The organism is Candidatus Pelagibacter communis, assembly GCF_001180165.1.
Classification (GTDB): domain Bacteria; phylum Pseudomonadota; class Alphaproteobacteria; order Pelagibacterales; family Pelagibacteraceae; genus Pelagibacter; species Pelagibacter ubique_P.
The window spans coordinates 61,144-84,607 of the sequence record NZ_CVSQ01000060.1; the positions used below are offsets into that span (position 1 = coordinate 61,144).

At 27.9% G+C, this 23,464-nt stretch carries 26 protein-coding genes and 1 tRNA gene; 19 read left to right on the top strand and 8 right to left on the bottom strand.

Annotation, left to right across the window (positions count from 1 at the left end):
• Nucleotides 1-31: 31 nt before the first annotated feature.
• Both AMN88_RS03735 and petA read right to left on the bottom strand, forming a co-directional pair.
• Nucleotides 32-1,294: a cytochrome b gene (locus tag AMN88_RS03735; RefSeq protein WP_075536482.1), complete on the bottom strand. Its 1,263-nt coding sequence runs from the start codon at nt 1,292-1,294 to the stop codon at nt 32-34.
• 6 nt (nt 1,295-1,300) lie between these two features.
• Entirely contained in the window at nt 1,301-1,810 is a 510-nt protein-coding gene (gene petA / locus AMN88_RS03740; RefSeq protein WP_075536483.1) for a ubiquinol-cytochrome c reductase iron-sulfur subunit, read from the bottom strand.
• Between the two features lie 92 nt (nt 1,811-1,902).
• Between petA and AMN88_RS03745 the strand changes: the two genes are divergently transcribed.
• Genes AMN88_RS03745 through greA form a run of 3 tightly spaced genes read left to right on the top strand, consistent with a single transcriptional unit; the run spans nt 1,903 to nt 3,686 of the window.
• Nucleotides 1,903-2,376: a tRNA (cytidine(34)-2'-O)-methyltransferase gene (locus tag AMN88_RS03745; RefSeq protein ID WP_075536484.1), complete on the top strand. Its 474-nt coding sequence runs from the start codon at nt 1,903-1,905 to the stop codon at nt 2,374-2,376.
• Between the two features lies 1 nt (nt 2,377).
• Nucleotides 2,378-3,205 (top strand): oxygen-dependent coproporphyrinogen oxidase, encoded by an 828-nt coding sequence (gene hemF / locus AMN88_RS03750; RefSeq protein WP_075536485.1) that lies wholly within the window; start codon nt 2,378-2,380, stop codon nt 3,203-3,205.
• Nucleotides 3,206-3,209: 4 nt separating this feature from the next.
• Nucleotides 3,210-3,686, top strand: a complete 477-nt coding sequence (gene greA / locus AMN88_RS03755) for a transcription elongation factor GreA (RefSeq protein ID WP_075536604.1) — start codon at nt 3,210-3,212, stop codon at nt 3,684-3,686.
• Here greA and AMN88_RS03760 read toward each other — a convergent pair.
• From AMN88_RS03760 to AMN88_RS03775, 4 genes are all read right to left on the bottom strand, one after another.
• Nucleotides 3,683-4,957 carry a CCA tRNA nucleotidyltransferase gene (locus AMN88_RS03760; RefSeq protein ID WP_075536486.1) on the bottom strand — a complete coding sequence of 425 codons (1,275 nt, stop codon included), beginning with the start codon at nt 4,955-4,957 and terminating at the stop codon, nt 3,683-3,685. The two genes, greA and AMN88_RS03760, sit on opposite strands and share 4 nt — an antisense overlap.
• A gap of 3 nt (nt 4,958-4,960) precedes the next feature.
• Nucleotides 4,961-5,034 (bottom strand) — tRNA-Gln (locus AMN88_RS03765).
• Between the two features lie 33 nt (nt 5,035-5,067).
• Complete coding sequence (locus AMN88_RS03770; RefSeq protein ID WP_075536487.1) at nt 5,068-5,913, bottom strand: GHMP family kinase ATP-binding protein; 846 nt, start codon at nt 5,911-5,913, stop codon at nt 5,068-5,070.
• Nucleotides 5,914-7,599: a tetratricopeptide repeat protein gene (locus AMN88_RS03775; RefSeq protein WP_075536488.1), complete on the bottom strand. Its 1,686-nt coding sequence runs from the start codon at nt 7,597-7,599 to the stop codon at nt 5,914-5,916. It abuts the gene before it with no gap.
• Nucleotides 7,600-7,610: 11 nt separating this feature from the next.
• Between AMN88_RS03775 and AMN88_RS03780 the strand changes: the two genes are divergently transcribed.
• From AMN88_RS03780 to AMN88_RS03790, 3 genes are all read left to right on the top strand, one after another.
• Nucleotides 7,611-8,330, top strand: coding sequence for a uracil-DNA glycosylase (locus AMN88_RS03780; RefSeq protein WP_075536489.1), 720 nt, complete (start codon nt 7,611-7,613; stop codon nt 8,328-8,330).
• Nucleotides 8,330-8,890: a ribonuclease HII gene (locus tag AMN88_RS03785; protein ID WP_075536490.1), complete on the top strand. Its 561-nt coding sequence runs from the start codon at nt 8,330-8,332 to the stop codon at nt 8,888-8,890. The genes AMN88_RS03780 and AMN88_RS03785 overlap by 1 nt, the downstream gene beginning before the upstream one ends.
• 104 nt (nt 8,891-8,994) lie before the next feature.
• The gene (locus AMN88_RS03790) at nt 8,995-10,065 is read left to right on the top strand and encodes a site-specific DNA-methyltransferase (protein WP_075536491.1); all 1,071 of its coding nucleotides are present in this window, start codon (nt 8,995-8,997) and stop codon (nt 10,063-10,065) included.
• Here the strand turns inward: AMN88_RS03790 and AMN88_RS03795 are convergent.
• Together AMN88_RS03795 and AMN88_RS03800 are read right to left on the bottom strand one after the other, a co-directional pair.
• On the bottom strand, nt 10,062-11,204 hold the full coding sequence (locus AMN88_RS03795; RefSeq protein ID WP_075536492.1) for an FAD-dependent monooxygenase: 1,143 nt from the start codon (nt 11,202-11,204) through the stop codon (nt 10,062-10,064). The two genes, AMN88_RS03790 and AMN88_RS03795, sit on opposite strands and share 4 nt — an antisense overlap.
• Nucleotides 11,201-12,187, bottom strand: coding sequence for an A/G-specific adenine glycosylase (locus AMN88_RS03800; RefSeq protein WP_075536493.1), 987 nt, complete (start codon nt 12,185-12,187; stop codon nt 11,201-11,203). Before AMN88_RS03800 ends, AMN88_RS03795 begins: the two co-directional genes overlap by 4 nt.
• On the opposite strand from AMN88_RS03800, the gene AMN88_RS03805 reads away from it, so the two are divergent.
• Genes AMN88_RS03805 through ispH form a run of 13 tightly spaced genes read left to right on the top strand, consistent with a single transcriptional unit; the run spans nt 12,188 to nt 23,462 of the window.
• A complete protein-coding gene (locus AMN88_RS03805; RefSeq protein WP_075536494.1) occupies nt 12,188-12,676 on the top strand; it encodes a DciA family protein in 489 nt (162 codons plus the stop codon). It begins immediately after the preceding gene.
• Nucleotides 12,673-13,251 (top strand): thioredoxin domain-containing protein, encoded by a 579-nt coding sequence (locus AMN88_RS03810; RefSeq protein WP_075536495.1) that lies wholly within the window; start codon nt 12,673-12,675, stop codon nt 13,249-13,251. Before AMN88_RS03805 ends, AMN88_RS03810 begins: the two co-directional genes overlap by 4 nt.
• Before the next feature lie 8 nt (nt 13,252-13,259).
• Nucleotides 13,260-15,833 (top strand): chromosome segregation SMC family protein, encoded by a 2,574-nt coding sequence (locus AMN88_RS03815; RefSeq protein ID WP_075536496.1) that lies wholly within the window; start codon nt 13,260-13,262, stop codon nt 15,831-15,833.
• A gap of 9 nt (nt 15,834-15,842) precedes the next feature.
• Nucleotides 15,843-16,118, top strand: a complete 276-nt coding sequence (locus tag AMN88_RS03820) for an AtpZ/AtpI family protein (RefSeq protein ID WP_075484905.1) — start codon at nt 15,843-15,845, stop codon at nt 16,116-16,118.
• Between the two features lie 9 nt (nt 16,119-16,127).
• On the top strand, nt 16,128-16,862 hold the full coding sequence (locus AMN88_RS03825; RefSeq protein ID WP_072090806.1) for a F0F1 ATP synthase subunit A: 735 nt from the start codon (nt 16,128-16,130) through the stop codon (nt 16,860-16,862).
• Nucleotides 16,863-16,879: 17 nt separating this feature from the next.
• Nucleotides 16,880-17,107, top strand: coding sequence for a F0F1 ATP synthase subunit C (locus AMN88_RS03830; protein ID WP_006997791.1), 228 nt, complete (start codon nt 16,880-16,882; stop codon nt 17,105-17,107).
• A gap of 4 nt (nt 17,108-17,111) precedes the next feature.
• A complete protein-coding gene (locus AMN88_RS03835) occupies nt 17,112-17,702 on the top strand; it encodes a F0F1 ATP synthase subunit B family protein (protein WP_072090807.1) in 591 nt (196 codons plus the stop codon).
• On the top strand, nt 17,692-18,189 hold the full coding sequence (locus AMN88_RS03840) for a F0F1 ATP synthase subunit B family protein (RefSeq protein WP_179850100.1): 498 nt from the start codon (nt 17,692-17,694) through the stop codon (nt 18,187-18,189). The genes AMN88_RS03835 and AMN88_RS03840 overlap by 11 nt, the downstream gene beginning before the upstream one ends.
• A gap of 39 nt (nt 18,190-18,228) precedes the next feature.
• A complete protein-coding gene (crtI, locus tag AMN88_RS03845) occupies nt 18,229-19,689 on the top strand; it encodes a phytoene desaturase family protein (RefSeq protein ID WP_075536497.1) in 1,461 nt (486 codons plus the stop codon).
• A complete protein-coding gene (locus tag AMN88_RS03850; protein WP_075536498.1) occupies nt 19,689-20,540 on the top strand; it encodes a phytoene/squalene synthase family protein in 852 nt (283 codons plus the stop codon). The genes crtI and AMN88_RS03850 overlap by 1 nt, the downstream gene beginning before the upstream one ends.
• Nucleotides 20,527-21,591 (top strand): lycopene cyclase family protein, encoded by a 1,065-nt coding sequence (locus tag AMN88_RS03855; RefSeq protein WP_075536499.1) that lies wholly within the window; start codon nt 20,527-20,529, stop codon nt 21,589-21,591. The genes AMN88_RS03850 and AMN88_RS03855 overlap by 14 nt, the downstream gene beginning before the upstream one ends.
• A 1-nt stretch (nt 21,592) precedes the next feature.
• Entirely contained in the window at nt 21,593-22,528 is a 936-nt protein-coding gene (locus tag AMN88_RS03860; protein ID WP_075536500.1) for a Brp/Blh family beta-carotene 15,15'-dioxygenase, read from the top strand.
• Nucleotides 22,518-23,462 (top strand): 4-hydroxy-3-methylbut-2-enyl diphosphate reductase, encoded by a 945-nt coding sequence (gene ispH / locus AMN88_RS03865; RefSeq protein ID WP_075536501.1) that lies wholly within the window; start codon nt 22,518-22,520, stop codon nt 23,460-23,462. Before AMN88_RS03860 ends, ispH begins: the two co-directional genes overlap by 11 nt.
• Nucleotides 23,463-23,464: the final 2 nt, after the last annotated feature.

Sequence of the window (23,464 nt, forward strand, 5' to 3'; positions counted from 1 at the left end):
TATAGAAAATAATTTAAATAAATTTTTCACCTTATTCTATTTTACTTTCTTTATTTCTGGCGGCAGCTAGATTTGGTGAACCACCTAGAACAGGTTCGGTAATACTTAGAGGCACTGGTAAAGTTTTTTCTTTAAAGCCTAGAACAGGAAGAATAACTAAAAAATGCAAAAAGTAATACGCTGTTGCAACTCGTGCTATCAACAAGTAAAGTCCCTCAGCTGGCATCGCACCCACATAACCAAGTATCAAAACATCAGCAACTAGTATCCAGTAAAATTGTTTATATAAAGGTCTGAATACCGCAGATCTTATTTTTGAAGTATCTAACCAAGGTAAAACTGCTAAGATTAATATTGCAGATAACATAGCCACAACTCCTAACAATTTATCAGGAACTGATCTTAATATTGCATAAAAAGGTAAGAGATACCATTCAGGAACAATGTGTGCGGGTGTTACCATTGGGTTTGCCTCGATATAATTATCTGCGTGACCTAAAATATTTGGTGCGTAAAATACAAAAAAAGCAAACACAATCATGAACATTAATAAAGCAAAACCATCTTTAATTACTATGTAAGGATGGAAAGGTACAGTATCTTTAGAAGGTTTTTTTATATCTATTCCAACTGGATTGTTATTACCAGGAACATGTAAAGCCCATATATGTAAAACAACTAATCCTAAAATTAAAAATGGAATTAAATAATGCAAAGTAAAAAATCTAGTTAACGTAGGGTTGTCGACTGAATAACCTCCCCACAACCAAGTGACAATACCCTCTCCAACTAATGGAATAGCACTAAATAAATTTGTGATTACAGTTGCTCCCCAAAAGCTCATTTGTCCCCACGGCAATACATAGCCCATAAATGCAGCCGCCATCATTAGCAAATAAATAATTATTCCAATTATCCAAATTATTTCTCTTGGTGCTTTGTAAGAACCATAAAATAATGACCTGAAAATATGAATGTAGACTGCTAAGAAAAACATAGATGCACCATTTGCATGAATGTATCTAATTAACCAACCATAGTTAACATCACGCATGATGTGCTCAACACTTTCAAAAGCCATATCTGCGTGAGCAATGTAATGCATTGCAAGAGTTAATCCTGTAACAATTTGAGTGATTAAGCAAAAAGTTAAAATTCCACCAAATGTCCACCAATAATTTAGATTTTTAGGAGTCGGATAATCTGTTAAATGATTTGCAAGAGTTAATAGTGGCAATCGATCATTAAACCATTGTCCTACCTTCGATTTTGGTCTGTAATCATGGTCACTCATTTTTCTTTATCCAATTTTAATTGTGTTTGCATTAACGAATTCATATTTAGGCACTTCCATATTCCAAGGTGCCGGTCCTTTTCTAATTCTTCCTGAAGTATCATAATGAGATCCATGACATGGACAGAACCAGCCATTGTAATCACCTTTATCATTTAAAGGTACACATCCAAGGTGGGTGCATACACCTAACATAACAAGCCACTCAGGGTTTTTTGCTCTATCTTCATCTTTTTCTGGATGAATTAAATCTTCCATCTTAACTTTTCTTGCCTCATCAATTTCTTCTTGAGTTCTTCTTCTTATAAATACTGGTTTACCTCTCCATAAAACAGTCAATGTATTTCCAGGTGTTAATGAACTTACATCAACCTCTGTACTAGCTAATGCTTTAACAGAAGCATCTGGATTCATTTGATCTATCATTGGCCACACCACTGCAGCGGCACCAACAGCTCCTACCGCTGTGGTAGCTGTAAATAAAAAATCTCTTCTTTTTGTTTTTTTTTCAGACACTATTAGTAGCTTTTATTATTATCTCTTTTTGATTTAAAATAGTTAATATACGAATTCATATAATATAAAATAATTATTTTACTACTGAAAGAATGACACAGAATTCAACAATTTTAGGACCTAAAATAGCTTTGTATGAGCCTGATATACCTCAGAATACTGCTGCAATCATAAGAACCTGTGCTTGTTTGGGTGCTAAATTAGAAATAATTGAACCATGTGGCTTTCTATTATCAGACAAACGTTTTAAAAGAGTGGTTATGGACTATATGGACTATAGTCAAATAGAGTTTTATCAAAGTTCAGATAAATTTTTTGAGGCAAAGAAAAAACAGAGAATCGTATTGATGACAACTAAGGGTTCAATAAATTATACTAAATTTAAATTTAAGACTGATGATACTATTTTGTTTGGCAGAGAAAGTGCTGGAGTACCCGAAAAGGTTCATAAAATTATTAAAAATCGTTTAAAAATACCAATGAATAATCAAGTAAGATCTCTTAATATTGCATCCTCTGTTGCCATTGTTTTGGCAGAAAGTTTGCGTCAAATTAAATTAATATAAAATGGATATTTCAATTAAAAAAGACTTAGCAAGTAATTGGTTTAAGCTGTTACAAAATGCAATATGTGACGACATTTTAAAAATTGAAAAAAACAAAGTAAATTTTCAATCAACTTCTTGGAAAAGAAGCAATAAAAAAGATGAGGGTGGTGGTGAATATAGAATTCTTAAAAATGGAAAAATTTTTGAAAAAGTAGGAGTAAATTTTTCAAAAGTTTACGGAAAATTTCCTAAGCAATTTCAAAAGAATATACCGGGCGCAAGTAAAGATCCTAGATTTTGGGCATCAGGAATATCGATAGTAATGCACATGCAAAATCCCCATATTCCTGCAATGCATTTTAATACCAGATTTATTTGTACAACAAAGAATTGGTTTGGTGGAGGTATGGATGTAACCCCGGCAATAAAAGATGAAAAAGAGAAGAAAAACTTTCATAAAATATTAAAGGCAATGTGCAATAGACATAATAAAAATTATTATAAAAAATATAAAAAGTGGTGTGATGAATATTTTTATCTACCTCACAGAAAAGAAGCCAGAGGTATAGGTGGAATATTTTTTGACTATAAAAATGATAATTTTGAAAATGACTTTAAATTTGTCAGAGATGTTGGTGTTACATTTCAAATGCTATTTAATGAAATAATTAAAAAAAAATTAAAAAGAAAATGGACTTTAAAAGATAAAGAGTTTCAGTATATTAAAAGAGGTCGATACGCAGAATTTAATTTGCTCTATGATAGAGGAACAAAATTTGGGCTACAAACTAGTGGTAATGTTGAAGGAATTTTGATGTCATTACCTCCGGTTGCTAAATGGAAATAAAAAAATGGATAAAGAGCCAATAACATTAAACGGATTAAATAAACTAAAAGAAGAATTAGTTTTTTTAAAAGAAAAAAAAAGACCTGAGATAGTAGCTGCAATTGCTGAAGCGAGATCTCATGGAGACCTTAAAGAAAATGCTGAATATCATGCAGCTAAAGAAGAACAATCTCATATCGAGGGAAGAATTACAGAAATTAACGATATTATTGCAAGAGCAAATGTTATTGACGTTACAAAACTAAACAATGAAGGAAAAGTAATTTTTGGATCTACAGTTTATTTAGAAGATTTAGATACTGGTGAAAAAATTAATTATAAAATTGTTGGAAGGGATGAGGCAGATTTAAAACAAAAACTAATTTTCTTTCAATCACCAATTGGCAAAGGTTTGATTGGAAAAAATAAAAGTGATTTAGTTGAAATAAATACACCCTCTGGTGTAAAAAATTTTGAAATTAAAGACGTTAAATATATTTAACTTTTAACTATTTGTTGTAACTGCTTATCTGAAATTTGAAATCCGTTTTGAACCCAAGTTTCTTCTATTCTTTTTAATTTATTACCCAAGGTTTTGCCCTCAGGAATTTGAAATTTAGACATTAATAGATCAGCCCCTATTGGCAAAGTTGGAATAGGTTTCTTTTTATAATTATCTAATAGTTTAATTAGTTTTTTATCTACTTTGTTTGAGTTAAAAATTTTAAAATTAATTATATCTATTACAGCCTGTCGCCCATTAAAATAAAAAAGTTTATTCAAATTTTTCTCTGTAAAGCTGTTTAGAGTTACTTTTTCTCTATAAAAAAGATCTATCAATTTTAATCTTTTCTTATCTTTGTTAGATATTTTAAATTTATAAAGAAAATAATCAGCATTATCAGTCCCATCAATCACTAAAAGCGCAATCAAGAATATAAAGTCAATTTTTAAAAAATTCTCTGCAGAATAAGAATTTTGTTTTTTAAAATTTTTAATATTCTTTAATTGAGGGAAAATTATTTCTACGAGTTCTAAACTTTCTTTATCTTTAAAGAGTTTTAAAAATCCCTTTGAACTAGTTATTTTTTTTAGTTCATCAATTAATCTTTCAGATGATATATTTGAAATTCCATCAATATTTTTTTTTATGTTTTTTATTATTTCTGGCTGGTGCTTATGATTTGAGTAATTTAAATAAAATCTTAAATACCTCAAAATACGTAAATAATCCTCTTGAATTCTTTTTTCCGCATTGCCAATAAAATTAATATACCCATCCTCCAAATCTTTTTTACCGTTAAATGGATCAAATAAATTACCATCGCCATCTGCATAAATTGAATTGATAGTAAAATCCCTTCTAGAGGCATCTTCCTTCCAATCTAAAGAGAATTCTACTTCAGCATGCCTTCCATCAGTTGAGACGTCTTTCCTTAAAGAAGTAATTTCGTATTTATATTCGTCAATTGTTGCAGTTATAGTTCCGTGTTCAATTCCTGTTTCGTAATAACTTATTTGTTTGTTTTTAAGAGCCTCACAAACTTCCAAAGGCGTTAAATTTGTTGCTAGGTCAATATCATCAACATTTTCTTTTTTTATTACTTTTCTTACACACCCACCCACATATCTGATTTCACTTTTCTCTGAAAAATTATTAATTGCTTCAAAAATTTTATTTGTAGGTGTTGTTAAAGTAATTTGTTTTAAATTTTGACGGATATAATCAAGATTTTTTGATCGGGAAAAAAATTTATCTAAAAAATTTTTCATAAATGGCTGGGGCGCTAGGATTCGAACCTAGGATGCAGGTACCAAAAACCCGTGCCTTACCGCTTGGCTACGCCCCAATACTAGCTTCCTATAACATAAAAATATAAAATTCATATAGTTTTTGCTGTAACACACCAATAATTTTTATATTTTCTTTTAAATTTAGCTTTTGCCAATTTACAACTCTTTAATGAATTATAATAGGCAACAATTGTTGATCCTGAACCAGTCATTCTTACAAATAATGGATTATTTGTGCTTTCTAAGAACAACTTTATTTTTTTAAGTTTTGGATATTTTTTAAGTGCTATTGTTTCAAGGACATTTTGTTGATCAATCAAATATTTTGCCCCAAACATATTTTTTTTAGGTTTGTTATATTTTGATTTTGTATACTTCCGAACAGAAGAGTATATTTTTTTAGTTGAGCACCCAAAATCAGGCTTTACTAAAGTAGAGTAATATTTTGGAGTATTATAAATCTTTTTTATTCTACCACCGGATGACAATACACAGCTGGATGAAATGGTTCCCAGAATAACATCGGAACCAACCAAGTCACAGATACTTCGAGTTTTTTGACGATTAGGATTAATAATTTTTTTTTTAACCAGATAATTAAACACACTAGCTGCGTTCATCGATCCCCCACCCAACCCAGCTTCTTGAGGGATTAATTTTTTAATTTTAACTTTAAATTTTTTATTTTTTAATAAATTTTCTTTATCTAGTATTTGAAATAATTTTTGAACAGTATTTTTTTTTCCAATATTTTTAGAAAACTTTCCATAAAAAGAAATATGATGTTTTTTTCCATTATGTTGATTGATTGAAATAACATCATGTAAATCTATGAAACCAATTATACTTTCAATTTTATGTAAAACCTTTTTTTTTCCAGTGATATTTAGTGCTAAATTTAACTTTGCATTAGATTTAATTTTATTAATTTCCATTTATGAATTTTTAAGACCCTCAATTACTTTAATATTGATTTTTTCTATCATATCATCTTCGGTGTCATCAAAACTTAATACGTTGTTCCAAAAATATCTTGCTTGAATTTTTCGATTTAATTTCCATAAAATGTCTCCATAATGATCATTCACGATTGGGTCATCTGGCATTAATTCAACAGCTCTTTTTAAATACTTTTCAGCTTCTACATAATCCTCTATTAAAAAATAAGCCCATCCAATTGAATCAATAATATATGGATCATTGCTTTTTAAATCATATGCTGTTTTCAACATATCCATTGCTTCATTAATTTTATAATCACGCTCTAACCAAGAGTAAGCAAGGTAATTCAAAATATATGCATCACTAGGATCAATTTTCAGCGCATTCAATAAATCTTCATCTGACTTTTCATAATTACCCATTCTTTCATAGCTACCACCTCTACGATACAATACATCTGATTTGATAAGTGAATTGTCATCCAGTCTTAAAATAATTTCTGTATAGCGATCTATTGCCTTTTCATAATTTTTAGAATTTTTATAAAAATTAGCTAAATCAAAAATCATTTTTATATTTGGATTTTCAATTTTATTAAATTTTGAATCTATATATTTAATTCCATTTTCATAATCCTGCTCTTGAATTATTATTTGAGCTTCTTTTTTTAATCTAAACCAATAATAAAATTCATCTTCTTTTTTAAAGTTTTTTAAGATTCTTTGTACTTTATCGAATTCATCATTGAGATAAAAATTTTCTGCAACCAATGACAGATTAAATTCAAACTTAGGATTTAAATAGTTTGACAAATTTAAATAAAAATTTGATTTTTCAAAATTATCCTGAGAAGAATAAAGATTAGAAATCAAAAATAAAAACTCACTTACAAGATCATTATGATCTTTGCACGAAAAAATTTTTCCAAAATCCTCGAATTTTTCTTTATCTACCCAACTTTTACTTTGTGAAAGTATAAGTGTTGAATTTATATAATCAATTTGCTCAACAACTAATCTAGCTTCATTTAATTTATTGTTATCAATTAAATGATTAAGATAAAAGAAAATGTATCTGGAATAATCACCTTGTTGATTATTTATTAAATTAAGAAAAAATGATGAGGTTCTTTTATCTTCAATATAACATCTTTGGAATGTCTCGGCTATAAGAGACAGGTTGCCAAAATTTTTTTTGTTATCTAAAATTTTTTTATTTTTAAATGTATAAATGTACTGTTTTAGAGTTTCAAATATAACTAGGTTTATCCTATCTTCATCTTGAAATTTTAAACTTTGTGTTAAATATTCGTCAGCCTTCTTAAAGTTATTTTTTTTTAAACTGTCAATTATTAAAATTATATAAGCATCATAAAAATCTGAATTAGATTTGTTTGCATTGTTATTTAATACATTAATTGCTTGAGATACTTTGTTATCTAAAACTAAAGAGTTAACATATCTTTTTAAATAACTGTCATGTTTGTTAATTAATACTTTGGTTAAGTTAAAAAATTTTAAAGCTTCAGAATTATCTCGATTTTCAAATGCAACAATTCCAGAAAAATAATTTGATAAATCTCTTGAGTTGAAATCATTAAAAGTAGCACTTTTAGAATACAAAGGTGTCTGATAAGATATGAATATTAATAGTACTAATTTTAAAAATTTTAGGAACATGTAAGCATACTATGACTAAAAAAGTTATAAATCAAAATACCAAATTAAACCAAGAACTAATTAATACTATTGAGCCAAAATTTATATTCGCAGATAAGCCAATAAATAGATTTAATATTTTAGAAACGAACAATAGCACCCTGCAAATTAATAAAGAAGAATTACTTAAAAATTTAAAAGATCAAATAAATTCAATTGAAAATTGTAAATTGAAAGAAAATTCAAACAAAATCATTTTAGGTGAGGGGAATATAAATAGCTCTTTAATGTTAATTGGAGAGGCTCCTGGGGCTGAAGAAGAAAAGTTGGGTGTCCCATTTAGAGGTGAAGTTGGCGAGCTTCTTAACAAAATGCTTATAGCTATCAACATAAAGAGACAAAATATTTACACTAGTTATGCAATCAATTTTAGACCACCTGATGACAGAAAACCAACCTCAACTGAAATTAAAAGATACTCAGTATTTTTGAAGGAGCATATATCCATTATAAACCCAAAGATTATTGTTTTGATGGGTAGTTCAGCAATGGAGGCTGTAACAGGAATAAGTGAAAAAATAACTACTGAAAGAGGACATTGGAAGGAAGTGATTTTAAAAAACAAAACATTCCCTTTAATGATAACTTTTAATCCATCTTATTTAATCCGTTTTCCAGAAAATAAAAAACACTCATGGGAAGATTTAAAGAAAATTAGAGACAAAATCAAAGATCTGAAGTTAAAAATTTGATGAAGATAATTGCTGGGGTTGATGAAGTTGGTAGAGGAAGTTTAATTGGGCCTGTTTATGCTTCAGCAGTAATTTTAAAAAAATCAATTAATTCAAAGTTGTTAAAAGATTCAAAATCATTAAGTAAAAAAGAGAGAGAGTATCTGTGTACATATATAAAGAAAAATTCTACTTGGTCCATAGGCAAAGCTTCTGTCAAAGAAATAGAAAAGCTAAATATACTTCAAGCAAGTTTGCTGGCTATGAAAAGAGCCATCAAAAAACTTAAGAGAAAACCAACACACGTTCTGATAGATGGAAATAAAACTCCAGAGTTAGAAAATTATATTTTAAAATCAGTTATTAAAGGAGATAAAAAAATCCCCTCTATTTCGGCAGCTTCTATAATTGCAAAAGTATCAAGAGATAAATTTATAACCACCTTGTCAAAAAAAAATAAAGGTTATGATTGGGATAAAAACTTTGGGTACGGAACAAAACAGCACTTAAAAGCTTTGAAAAAATTAGGTATTACTAAACATCATAGAAAAACTTTTTCACCTATATCTAAAATAAATTAACACTACATCTAGTTACCTTGTAATTTAGAAACACTAATCGAATCCAAATTTTTCAATCTCAGGTTGACCGAAGAATCCATTTGGAGTCTAATTAATATTTACAAATGAAAACTAATTTCAAAAATAAAATAATTAATGGAGATAGTCTCGAAGAATTAAAAAAAATTCCACGTGAAACTTTTGATTTAATTTTTGCTGATCCTCCTTACAACTTACAATTAAAAAGTGAATTAACTAGACCCGATAGATCAAAGGTTAGAGCGGTAAATGATAAGTGGGATCAATTTGAAAATTTTAAAAAATATGATGATTTCACCTATGAATGGCTTAGTGAATGTAAAAGAATTTTAAAAAAAGATGGAGCTATTTGGGTTATAGGAAGCTACCATAATATTTTTAGAGTTGGCACAGCAATCCAAAATTTAGGTTTCTGGATTTTAAACGACGTCATTTGGAATAAAAATAATCCAATGCCAAATTTTAGAGGAACACGTTTTACTAACGCTCATGAAACTTTAATATGGGCTTCTAAAAGTGAAAAATCAAAATACACATTCAATTATCAATCTTTGAAATGTTTAAATGATGATTTGCAAATGAGATCTAATTGGGATCTTCCAATATGCAATGGATCTGAAAGACTTAAAAAGGATGGAAAAAAAATTCACTCCACACAAAAACCAGAAGCACTTTTACATAGAATTTTACTAGCTACATCTAATAAAAATGACCTCATACTTGATCCTTTTTTAGGATCAGGAACAACAGCTACAGTAGCAAAAAAACTAGGAAGAAATTATTTTGGAATAGAAAAAGAAAAAAATTATTTTAAAGCTGCTGAGCAACGCATAAAAGCTACAAAGCCAATTGAGGACGATTTATTAGATACACTAAAAAACAATAGATCAAAACCAAGAATTCCTTTTGGTTCATTAGTTGAGCTTGGAATAATTAAACCTGGAACTAATATTTTTGATAATAAGAAAAAAATAACAGCCAGAATTATGGCTGATGGTAGTATAAAACATAATCAAGCAGAGGGTTCTATACACAAAGTTGCGGCTACTATTTTAGGAGCTGAAAGTTGCAACGGATGGACTTTTTGGCACTGTGATATAAATGGACGAACTTATCCTATTGATTATCTTAGACAAAGATTAATTTCTAAAAATTAACTTTTATAAATTTTACCCAAATAACTTTCTAAAAATTTTTTATTTTTAGTTAAAAGTTTTAAAAAAATATTTCTAAATATGATCATAATTGGATTTGATAAATGGAAGGCAAATTGATTGAAATTAGATCTACTGTTAATCATTTTTACTCTCTTTAATCTGATATCATAAAAATTATTATTATTTATTAAACATTCATATAATTCATTAGCCCCCTCAATCGATTGGGAAGCTCCCTGTGCAAATGAAGGTGAAAAAGCAAAAAATGCGTCTCCTACAAGGAATATGTTTTTTGGAGGATTATATAAATTTTTACTTACAAATATTGGAAATAATTTAATATTTTGAAGACTTTTCAAAAAACTTTGAGAAACTTTTTTAGATAATTTAAATTTAATATTTTTTATAAAAGAACCTTCGGTAAAAAGATTATAGTTCTCTTGCTCATTTGAATTTAATTTATGTTTTAAAATTCCAATAAAATTTAAATTTTTATCATTATTAATTGGATAAACAACATAATGAAAATTTGGTCCTAAAAACAAAGAAATATTTTCTTCATTTATATTTTGTAGATTTTCTCTCGATATACTTCCCCTAATAGCAATCGTATCATTGTAAATTGGTTTTGATTTATTGTTTGAGATTAATACCTTCCCCTTAGAAAACACACCGTCTGAAATAATTAAGTAATCGCAACTAATTTTATTTTTATCAAATATTAATTTTATTGAATCTTTATCATAATCAATCTGTTCAATACTGTGATTATATTTAATTATATCCTCGTTTATTTGTTCTTTTAAAAATTGAAGTAATTTTGATCTTTTCAATGTTGTGTATTTACAATCTTCAGAATTAAATTTTGAAATGTCTAAATCACAAATTTTTTTTGAATTTTTAATTTCATAAAAATCAATTTTTTTTGGATTAAATTTTTCTTCTTTAGTGATAGAAGCGAACCCTATTTTATTTAAAAGCTTTACACTATTTACTGACAACTGAATTCCATAGCCCTCTTCCATTTCTATTGAATTCCTTTTTTCATAAATGGTAACCTGATAATCCTTATGATATTTGAATAAATTGGCAATATACAAACCAGAAATTCCAGCACCAATTATTGCTATTTTTTTCATTTATGACTCTCTAAAAATTTTACTATCTTTTTTGTAAATGTTGGCAGTGTATAATTTTGAAGCTTTGTTGGATCAATCCAATAATTATTTTTATTTAAATTGTATTTATTTTTAAATTCAATTTTAATATTCATGCTCATATTAGACATTTTAAAATTCAAATCTTTATCAAAATTTTTTGGATTATTTACTTCCTCCATCGGAAAGATATTAAAATTTTTCAAAAAATTAAATTTGTTATTTTTGATTAATAAATAATGATTATTTTTTTTATAAACATTTAGCTTGTAAAAAGTTTCCTTATCTTTTTTTTTAAATTTTACTAAATCAAAATTTTTATTTTTAAATGATTTGCATTTTTTTACTAATGGACAATTCTTACAATTAGGACTAACAGGTTTACAAATTAGTGCTCCTAATTCCATTAAAGCTTGAGCATAATCACTAGACCTTTTGATAGATGTTCCAAAAATTTTTTTCTTCTCGTGTAAATTTTCTTTTTTTATTTGATCTTGTTTTTTTAAAAATAAGTATCTCTTTAGTACTCTTTCAATATTACCATCTAGAGGAATTATTGGTTCATTGAATGCAATTGCAGAAATTGCACTTGCTGTATAATCACCAATTCCTGGAAGAGACTTTAAATCCAAAAAATTTCTAGGTATTTTTTTATTAAAATTTTTAACAACTATTTGAGCTGTTTTTTTTAAATTTCTTACTCTTGAATAGTATCCAAGACCCTCCCAAAGTTTAATTAATTTTCTATCATCATATTTAGATAATTTTTCTATCGTGGGAATATTTTTTATAAACCTATTAAAGTAAGGTATTACCGTTGCAACCTGGGTTTGCTGCAACATAAATTCACTTATTAAAGTGTAGTATTGCTTTTTTGTTTGAGAAACATTCTTTCTCCAAGGTAAAGATCTTTTATTTAAATCATACCAATTAAGAATATTATTTGTTATTATTGGATCTTTCATATGCAATCTAAAAATAATACTAAGCAGAGAAACGCTAGCATTCAAGGATTAAGATCTTTCAAAGACACTTTGCCAAAAAATGTCAAAAAAATAATAAATAAAAAAGGTCATGTATATTCAGAAACGCTGAGCAATTGGAAATATTTAGTTGGAAGCGAATTATTTAAAATTTGCTATCCAAAAACATTTAAAAATTCAAATAAATTTGGAGTTAGTACCTTAGTGGTGATGGTCAAGCGGGGACATGAAGTTGACGTAGAATATTCGAAAAAAGATATTTTGGATAAAATGAATAATTTTTTTGGATATTCTGTTGTTGAAAAGCTTAAATTTATAAGTTTTGATGATGAACATGAAATGACGGGCTCGAGTGAAACAAAAGTTAAAAATGTGGCAATTAGTAAATATCAAGATAAGATTAAAGGTGTTAAAAACGAAAAGATTAAAAAATCATTAACAGAGTTAACCAGGGTTTTTAGAGAGAAATGAAAAAAATTATATTTTTAATTTTAATATTTTTTACTACAGTCTTAAATGTACAAGCTGAGGAAATTAAAAGGATAAGTGTTGGGAACAAAGATGCAAAAATAACTATTATAGCTTTTGAATCATTAACTTGTAGTCATTGTGCTAATTTTCATAAAAATGTTTATCCTCAATTAAAGAAGGAGTATCTTGATACTGGACTCGCTAAAATAGAATTTAGACATTTTCCATTGGACATAGCGGCTTTTAATGCATCTAAAGTTTCTCAGTGTAAGAATGATGGAAATTCAGATATCCTTGAAAGTTTATATGCTAATCAACAAAAATGGGTAAAGGGAAGTTCAATCCAGGAGGCAAATAAAAATCTACAAAAATTTTTAAAAAAAGAGGGATTTAGTATTGATTTTGATAGTTGTATAAACAATAAGGAAATTGAAGATTTTGTATTAAATGATCGAATCGATGGAACAAAGAACTTCAAAGTAAACGCAACTCCTACGATAATTATTAACAACGAAAAATTTGAAAAAACTCTAAATTATAAAAATTTAAAAAAAGCGCTAGAAAAACTGATATAAGTTAGTGCATGGAGTTTAAAAAAATCCAATTAAACGGATTTAAATCTTTTGCTGAAAAAACCAACTTCTTAATTGAGGATGGTCTTACGGGTATAGTGGGTCCTAACGGCTGTGGAAAATCTAACATTGTAGAATCTTTAAGATGGGTAATGGGAGAAACCTCGGCAAAAAGTATGCGTGGATCTGGTATGGAAGATGTTATATTTTCAGGGACATCAAACAAAGCATCAAAAAATATTGCAGAAGTATCAATCGAAGTTGAAAACAAAGATAAAGAAGGCCCTATCCAATACCGTGAATTAGAGCAAATACAAGTTAGAAGAAAAATAGAAAAAGATAAAGGATCTAAATTTTATATTAATGATAAAGAAGTAAGAGCAAGAGATGCCCAAATGTTTTTTGCAGATCTTTCGACTGGTGCGCACTCTCCATCTATGATTAGTCAAGGAAGAATAGGCGCATTGGTAACAGCGAAACCAACAGATAGAAGGGCTATTTTAGAAGAAGCTGCAGGAATATCTGGTTTACATGTTAGAAGACATGAGGCTGAATTAAGATTAGGTGCGGCTGAGAATAATCTAAAAAGAGCAGATGAACTAAGAAGACAGCAAGAAAAACAATTAGCAAATCTTCAAAAACAAGCAGAAGAGGCAACTAAATACAAACTAATTTCAGATCAAATTAAAAAAATTGAAGCAGGTTTATATTATTTAAAATTATTGGAAATAGATAAAGAAATTAGAATAGAAAATGAAATTAATACAGAGGCAGAAGGAGAAGTAGAAGGATTTAATAACAAAATATCTGAATTAGAAAACTCAATTAAAACTTTTACAGATAAAGTAAATCCATTGAGAGAGAAAAATATTGAAAATTTATCAAGGATACAAAGACTTAATTTAGAACTTCAAAGTTTAGATGAGGAAAATACAAGAATTCAAGATGAGATAGAAAGCATCAAAAAATCAATTCAAACACTTGTTGATGATATCACGAGAGAAAAAGGGATAATCATAGACGCTAACTCTAATGAAAAAAGATTGAAGGAAGAAAAGACTGAATTAATTGAAACAGACTCTAAGTATTTTGAAACAGAAAAATTATCTAATGAAGAGTTAGAAAGTGCAAAAAATAAACTTAAAGAAGAACAAAAAGCTGTTGATGAAGTTTTAAACAGTTTAGCAGAAGAAACTGTAAATATAAGTGTTGGTCCAATAAGAAATGTAAAAAACACTATATCAAGGGTAAAAGAATTAATAGATAGTAATGAAATAAATCAAGCAGTAACACTTCTAGATAGATGTAATATGGAGCTAGATAGTTTTTTAAATGATTTAAAAAATGAAAGATCTAGAAGTGAGTTATTAGGAGTTAGCGAAAAATCAGAAAATATAAAATTACTCCAAGAAAAATATGCCGATGCATATAGTAAAAATCAATCAATTAAAAATGAGTCTATAAAAAGAAATGAAAGAATTAAAACCATTGAAACAGAAATTGAAAGTTGGAAAAATTTATTAACTAACTCAGAAAAAATGGTTAATGAACTAACACAAAGAAAAGAAAAATTATCAAAACAATTAAGTGATTTAGAAAATCAACCTAGAGCACAGGCAGAGAGAAAAGGTCAAATTTCAGAAAATTTAAGAATTTCAGATAAAGAAAAAATTGATAATGAAGCGATTATAGATGAAACAGATCAAAAAATTGAAATGTTAAGAACGCAATTAAATGAAATTCAAGAACAATCAATTCAAATCAGAGAAAGAAAAGCAAGCTCAGGAGCTACAATTGAAGGACTGCAAAAAAGAAAAAATGATCTCCTTGATAGAATTAGTTCTGAGTTAAATTTAAATGAAGATAATATTTTAGAAAATTCAAATTTAAACGGAGTAGAAGAGCTTCCAAATCCAGTTGATCAAGAAGATGCTTTGGACAAGAAAAAACAAGAAAGAGAAAAATTAGGATCTGTAAATTTAAAAGCAGATGAAGAAACAAGTAAATATGAAGAAGAGATAAAAAAAATGGAACAGGATCGTGCCGATCTTGTTACCGCTATCGTAAAACTTAAAGATAGTATTAATGAACTTAATCAAAAAGGAAGAGAAAGATTGATTGAAGCTTTTGAAAAAGTTAATAGAAAATTTAATGAAGTTTATACAAAACTTTTCAATGGTGGAAATGCCAAATTAGAATTAGTGGACTCCGATGATCCACTTGAAGCAGGTTTAGAAATGTTAGTTAGTCCTCCTGGAAAAAGACTTCAATCTATAACTTTGTTATCTGGAGGTGAACAAGCATTGACTGCACTCTCTTTAATCTTTGCAGTATTTTTAACTAACCCCTCTCCTATATGTGTATTAGATGAGGTTGATGCACCACTTGACGATGCTAACGTAACAAGATTTTGTAGTTTACTTGAGGAACTAATTAAAATAACCAACACTAAATTCATAATTGTAACTCATCATGCTTTAACCATGTCAAAAATGAACAGACTATATGGGGTAACTATGCCTCAAAAAGGAATTAGTCAGCTTGTGGCTGTTGATTTACAAAAAGCAGAGAGTATGGTTGCTTAAACTATATAAATGCCAAAAGACCCTTTCAAAACTCGCTTAGAGATTGCAAAAAGCAAGATTTCAAAGAAAAATCTCTACAATAAGAAGAATGACCCCTCACCAATAGGTACTGCATTCAAATTGAGCACAGAACTTGTTTCTGCAGTGGCTGTAGGGACAATTATTGGGTTTATTTTTGACAAGACCTTTGGTACTAAACCCTGGTTTATATTAATATTTTTTTTTGTTGGTGTAGTTGCTGGAATAACCAATGTGATTAGATCTGCAAAAAAAATGCAAAAATAAATAAGTATTATGGCAGCAAATCCTATGTCCCAATTTGATGTTTACAGAATTGGACCAGAAATTAAAGTTGGAGCATTCGACATATCATTTACAAACGCAAGTTTATTTATGATTTTGAGTACTGTATCTATTTTATTAATCTTTAATTTAGGATCAAAAAAAAATTCAATACTACCAAACAAAATTCAATTATTAGCAGAACTTAGCTATACCTTTGTATCCAAAATGATTAGTGATACAGCTGGATCAAAAGCTAAACCATACTTTGCATTTATATTTTCTCTATTCATGTTTGTTTTATTTTGTAACATGTTTGGAATGATACCTTATACTTTCACTGTAACAAGTCATATCATTGTAACATTTGTGCTCGCAGCATTTATATTTATTGGAGTGACTGTAATTGGGTTTATTAAACATGGATTTGGGTATTTAAAATTATTTGTTCCAAGTGGAGTGCCCGCAGTATTACTCCCTTTAATTGTTGTTATAGAAATTATTTCTTATTTAAGTAGACCTATTAGTTTGTCAGTTAGATTATTTGCCAATATGATGGCTGGTCATACAATGATGAAAGTTTTCGGAGGCTTTGTAATTAGCCTTGGAATAGTTGGTGGGTGGCTTCCACTAAGTTTTTCGGTTGCGTTAACCGGTTTGGAGATCTTAGTTGCTTTTCTTCAAGCTTATGTTTTTGCAATCTTAACCTGCATCTATTTAAATGATGCATTAAATTTACACCATTAATAACAGAGGAGGATATAATGGAATTAGAAGCAGCAAAAATGATCGGAGCAGGTTTAGCAGCAATTGCTTTAGCTGGAGCCGGTGTTGGTATCGGAATAATTTTTGGAAATTATTTGTCTGGCGCAATGAGAAATCCATCTGCAGCACAAAAACAATTTCCTAACTTGCTTTTAGGTTTCGCACTTGCAGAAGCTACAGGATTATTCGGATTAGTAGTTGCGTTAATCATTCTCTTTGCGTTTTAAATTGATGGTTAAAAAAATATATTTTCAGTCAATATTTTTTAGCTTCTTTTTTATTAAAGAAGCTTTTGCAGCTGAAAGCGGAGGTATGCCTCAATTAAATCCAGAGTTTTGGGTTTCTCAAATTTTTTGGCTAGTACTTACTTTTGGTATTATGTATTTAGTTTTATCTAAACTAATACTACCAAAAATTAGTAACAACTTAGAATCGAGAAAATCCCAAATATTAGAAAATATTGAGGCTGCTGAGAAACAAAGAGAAGATAGTGATGCAAAACTAAAAGAATACGATGAAATTATATCTAAAAGCAAACTTGAGGCTAATAGTATTTTCAATCAAGCAAGAGAAAAAGCGCTAAAAGACATTGGTGCAAAAAGAGAAGTGCTTGATAAGCAAATTGATAATGAAATTGCTGAGGCTGAAAAAGAAATAGATGCATTAAGAAAAAATGCGCCAGATAAAATAAATAAAATTGCTATTGAGACTTCATCTGAGTTATTGCAAAAACTAATTGGAGCAGAAGTAAATAATAGTAGTATATCTGCAATTGTTGACGATCTATCTAAAAGAAATGGAGATAAATACTATGGCAATTGATGCAACATTTTGGGTAGCCATATCATTTATTATTTTTTTTGGAGCGTTAATTTACCTTAAAATTCCTCAAAAAATTTCTGAAATGTTAGATAAAATGATATCTGACATTAAAAATGAAATTGATGAAAGTGAAAAATTAAGAACCGAGGCAAAAACACTATTAGATAATTCACAAAAAAAATTAGATACAGCTCAGTCTGTTAGCAACGAAATTCTTGAGAACGCCAAAAAAGATGCAGATAGATTAATAATTGAGATGAATGATAAGTTTCATAAATCATCAGAAATTAAAAAAAATTTAGCTGAAAATAAAATAAGTCAGATGAAAGAAGCGGCTTTAAAAGAAATTAAGGATGCATCAATAAAGATTGCCGTGGACTCAGTTAAAAAAATAATAACTACATCTGTAGACAAGTCAAAATTAGATGCTGTGTTTCAAAAAAATTTAGATGAAACTAAAGCAGAGTTAAAAAAAATTAACTCATAATACACTTACAATTTTTCAAAAAAGCTATAAATTATTAAAATGAACTCTATAGTCATTGGATCGGGATTTGGTGGGATCGCAGCAGCGCTAAGACTTAAGGCAAAAGGACATAACGTAAAATTAATAGAAAAACATCCAGACCTAGGTGGAAGAGCAAGAGTTTTTAAGAAAAACGGATTTATATATGATGCTGGACCAACAGTAATTACTGCACCCTACTTAATTAATGAATTGTTCGAGTTATTCAATAAAGATCCAAAAAATTATATAGAACTAACTCCACTTAAAATTTGGTACCAGTTTATTTTTGAAGACAAAACTAAATTTAATTATTCAGGCGACGAAATAGAGATGAAAAACCAAATTGAGAAGCTTAGCAAAGAAGATGTAAATGGATATGAAAAATTAGTTAATTTTACAAAAAAAATATTTGATAAAGGTTTTTTAGAACTTGCAGATGTACCATTTGATAAACCTTTCGTAATGATGCAACAATTGCCTGCCCTATTAAAACTTAAAAGTTATAAATCAGTTTACTCACTTGTTTCATCTTATATAAAAAATGAAAAATTAAGAAGAATGCTTAGCATGCATCCTTTACTAGTTGGGGGAAATCCCTTTACCACCACTTCTATTTATGGATTAATTCTTTATTTAGAAAAAAAATGGGGAATACATTATTCAGTTGGAGGAACAGGAAATATAATTAAAGGTTTAGAAAAATTAATGAATGAGGTTGGTATTGAAATAATAAAAAATAGTGAAGTTACAGAAATTATATCAAAAAATAATAAAATAAGTGGTGTAAAATTAAATAATGACAATGAAATTGGTGCAGATAATGTTGTTTGTAATGCAGATCCACCTGCATTTTATGAAAAAATGTTAAGTAAAAGCAACGAGAATTCCATGTTGTTTAATTGGAAAAAAAATCGAATGGAATATTCAATGGGTTTATTTGTTTACTATTTTGGAACAAAAAAAATTTATGAGAATGTTGAACATCATACAATAAAGTTTGGAGAAAAGTATAAAGAACATCTTGATGATATATTTGATAAGAAAAAATTAAATAACGATATTAGCTATTATCTTCACAGACCTACAGCGACCGATAAAACTATGGCCCCAGATGGAAATGATTGTTTTTATGTGTTAGTGCCTGTTCCCAACAATCAATCAAAAATAAATTGGGAAACTGAAGGTGAGAAAATGAAAAATCTTGTAATTGAAAAAATGGAAAAAGACTTAATGCCAGATCTTAAGAATAATATAGTTGAGGACTTTTATCTAACACCTGATTACTTTGAAAAAGAATTAAATACAAAATTTGGATCAGGGTTTTCAATTCAACCTAAATTTACACAATCCGCATACTTTAGATTTCATAATAAATCTGAAATATATGATGGTTTATACTTTGTTGGTGCAGGAACACATCCTGGGGCTGGGGTACCAGGTGTTCTCTCTTCAGCAAAAGTTTTAGATAAATTATTTTAATGTTAACAAAGAATTATTTAGCTATTTACGCAAAATCTTTTAATTGGGCAGGTTTTTTTTTACCAAAAAAAACCTATGAAAAATGCTCTGCGCTTTATGATTTTTGTAGAGAAGCAGATAATATTGCTGATGATGAAAATAAGATAGAAGTAAAAAAAGATAATTTTATTAAATTTAGAAATAATTTTATTAATAAAAATTATGATGATCCAGTTATTAAAAACATGTGGGGTCTTATTAATGAATTTAGTATTTCAACTAAAATTATAGATGATTTATTTGAGGGTATTAATTCTGATATAAAAGAAAATGTTAAACTTAATTCAAAAAAAGAATTATTAATTTATTCCTATAGGGTGGCTGGAACAGTTGGGTTGATGATGGCTAAGATATTGAATGTTCACAAAGAACCATCTCTAAAATCAGCTATTGATCTTGGGATTGCTATGCAATTAACAAATATTTCCAGGGATGTTATGGAAGATAAAAAAAATAATAGATTTTATATCAATGAAAGTTTTGAGGACATAAAGACCACAATCAAGCTTTCAGAAAAGTTTTATGAAAATTCATTTTACTCAATTAAAGAAATACCGTTAAGTTTCAGATTTTCTATTTTAGTAGCAAGAAGGGTTTATAGAAAAATAGGATATAAAATCTTAAATAAACAAAACATAGAAAATTATAAAAAGTCTGGAAAAATTTATGTTTCAAATATTGAAAAAATTATTGAAACTTTTTTATCTATTTTTGACTTAATTAAGTTATCACTTATAAGTAAAAACGATGATAATATTAATCATGACCATAATTTAATTTATGAAGAAATAAATTTAAATGAAAGAATTTGATTATACAATTATAGGAGGAGGATGCGCAGGTCTTTCCTTAGCATATGAGCTGGAAGTTTATGAAAAATTAAAAGATAAAACCCTAGCAATAATTGAACCAAGAGAAGATTATAAAAGAGATAAAACCTGGTCATTTTGGAAAGTTTTTTCCCATAATTTTGATGACTGTGTCAAAAAAAGTTGGAATAATTTTACAATAAATACACCCAATAATACGAAATATATAAATTGCGAACATACGCCATATCAAACAATTGATAGTGGTATGTTCTACGAAAAAATACTTTCAAAACTTAAATTAAATAAAAATATTCAGTTTTTTAAAAGTATTGATGAAATAGATAAATCAAATTCAATTGTATTTAATAGTGTATCTAATTTTGAGAATAAACAGAGTGAGTTATGGCAACACTTTTGTGGAGTTGAAATAGAAACAGAAAAAGACTTTTTTGATGACGAAATTTTCAATTTGATGGACTTTGCTTGTGATCAAAGAAACAAAGTTCATTTTTTTTATACGTTACCATTTACTAAAAGGAATGCATTAGTTGAAACTACTTGGATATCTGAGCTAAATGATGAAAAACTCAAAGATTATGATGAACAAATTGATAATTATTTAAGCAACCACCTAAATATCAGAAACTGTAAAATCAATTTCAAAGAAACTGGTGCAATTCCACTTTTTAGACAAAAAAATGTAAATAAATTAAATGAAATTTATATAGGCTCAGCAGGAGGCATGACTAGATTAAGTACAGGTTATACGTTCCTAAATATTCAAGAACAGAGCAGATATATAAGAGAAAACATAGAAAATATTAAAAATGTAAATTTATTTAAAATTAATTCAAAATATGATTTTTTAGATAAAATCTTATTAAGAGTTCTAAAAAATAATTCTAATGAAATGGGAAATATATTTTTCAAAGTTTTTAATTCAAAACCTAAAACAGCTATCAATTTTTTATCAAATAAAAGCAGTTTTTTTGAAGATTTAGAGGTAATTCTAAAAATGCCAAAGTGGAAATTTTTAAAAGAATTAATTTAAAATGAACAATAAAATAAAAAAAATAAATCTAAATCATTCATTTATTTTTTTCTTTGTTGTAAACATTTTTTGTATTTTACTGTTCAAGTTTAATAATTTTAATATTTCATCAATTTTGTGTTTACTTTTAATTTTAATTATAGGGGTTTCCCATGGTTCATTAGATCATATTAAAGGAAAAAAACTGCTTAAATTATTTAATATAAAATCAAATTATATATTCTATATTACATATATTTTAATTTCAGCGTTAGTTATAGTAACTTGGATATTGTTACCATCAATAACATTAATTATTTTTTTAGTAATCGCCTCCTACCACTTTGGCAAAGAGGATACACAATTTTTGATTAATGATAGATCTTATTTCACTCAAATACTTTATTTTATTAAAGGATTTTTAATTATACTTGCTCCTTTGCATTTTCATTTTCAGGAAACAATAGCAATTTTCAAATTATTATTAATCGATAGTGAAGCATTTTATTCAAATTTAAATTTTATTGAGACAAATAATGTAATTCAAATAGGAATATTCTGTAGCACCCTGTCTAGTATTTTTCTTTTCTTAAAGAATTTTGAAATAAAAAAATTTGTAGTTTTTTTAGATTATTTTTCAATTTTAATATTAAATTACTATTTATCGCCACTAATTGCTTTTACTGCTTATTTCTGTTTTTTGCACTCGATTAGGCACTCAATTTCCCTCGCTATTGAACTTGATCCAAATAGCATAGTTAATGGATTTAAATTATTTGTTAATAAAGCTTTACCTTTAACAATTTTAACTGCTATTTTTTCTTTTATTGCACTTTATCTACTGAATAATTCATTTAATTTAGATAGTGCAATCTTAAAAATAATATTTATAGGTTTGGCGTCTTTAACCTTTCCACATATATTGCTGGAATATTTTTTAGAAAAAAATGAAAAATAAAGAATTAAAAATATTATTATCTGCGCCTCGTGGGTTCTGTGCTGGGGTAGAAAGAGCAATTGAAATAGTAGAAAAATCTATCCAAAAATTTGGAGCTCCAGTTTATGTGCGTCATGAAATAGTGCATAATAAGTATGTTGTAGATGATTTAAAAAATAAAGGGGCAATATTTGTTGAAGAGCTGGAGGAGATAAAAGACAAATCAAGACCGGTAATTTTTTCAGCGCATGGTGTTCCAAAAAAAATACCTGAAGATGCAAAAAGTTATAAAATGACTTATGTGGATGCTACATGTCCACTTGTCTCTAAAGTTCATAGAGAAGCAGAAAATCTTAATAAAGCTGGTTACCATATAATTTTAATTGGTCATGAAAATCATCCAGAAGTAATTGGGACTATGGGGCAATTAAATGAAGGTTCTATAGATCTAATTCAAAGTGAGGAAGAGGCTACAAACTATCAAAATAAACAAGATAAAAAATTGGCATATATTACTCAGACTACTTTGTCAGTTGATGATACAAAAGAAATAATCAAAATTTTAAAAACCAATTTTCCTAATATAAAAGAACCAATGAAAGAAGATATTTGTTATGCAACGACTAACCGACAAATGGCAGTAAAAAATATTGCAAAAAATTGTGATATGTTTTTTGTTATTGGAAGTAGAAACTCTTCAAATTCTGTTAGACTAGTGGAAGTAGCAAAAAAATCAGGCTGTGAAAATTCACAACTTATTCACTCAGAAAGCTCAATACCGTATGATCAAATAGAAAATTGCAATACTATAGGTATATCTTCAGGAGCATCTGCACCAGAAATATTAGTTGAAAATTTTATTAATGATTTAAAAAATAAATTTTCTATAAGTATTGATGAAGTTGAGATAATTAAAGAAGATGTGGTATTTAAAGTTCCCAAAAAATTAAATTAAAA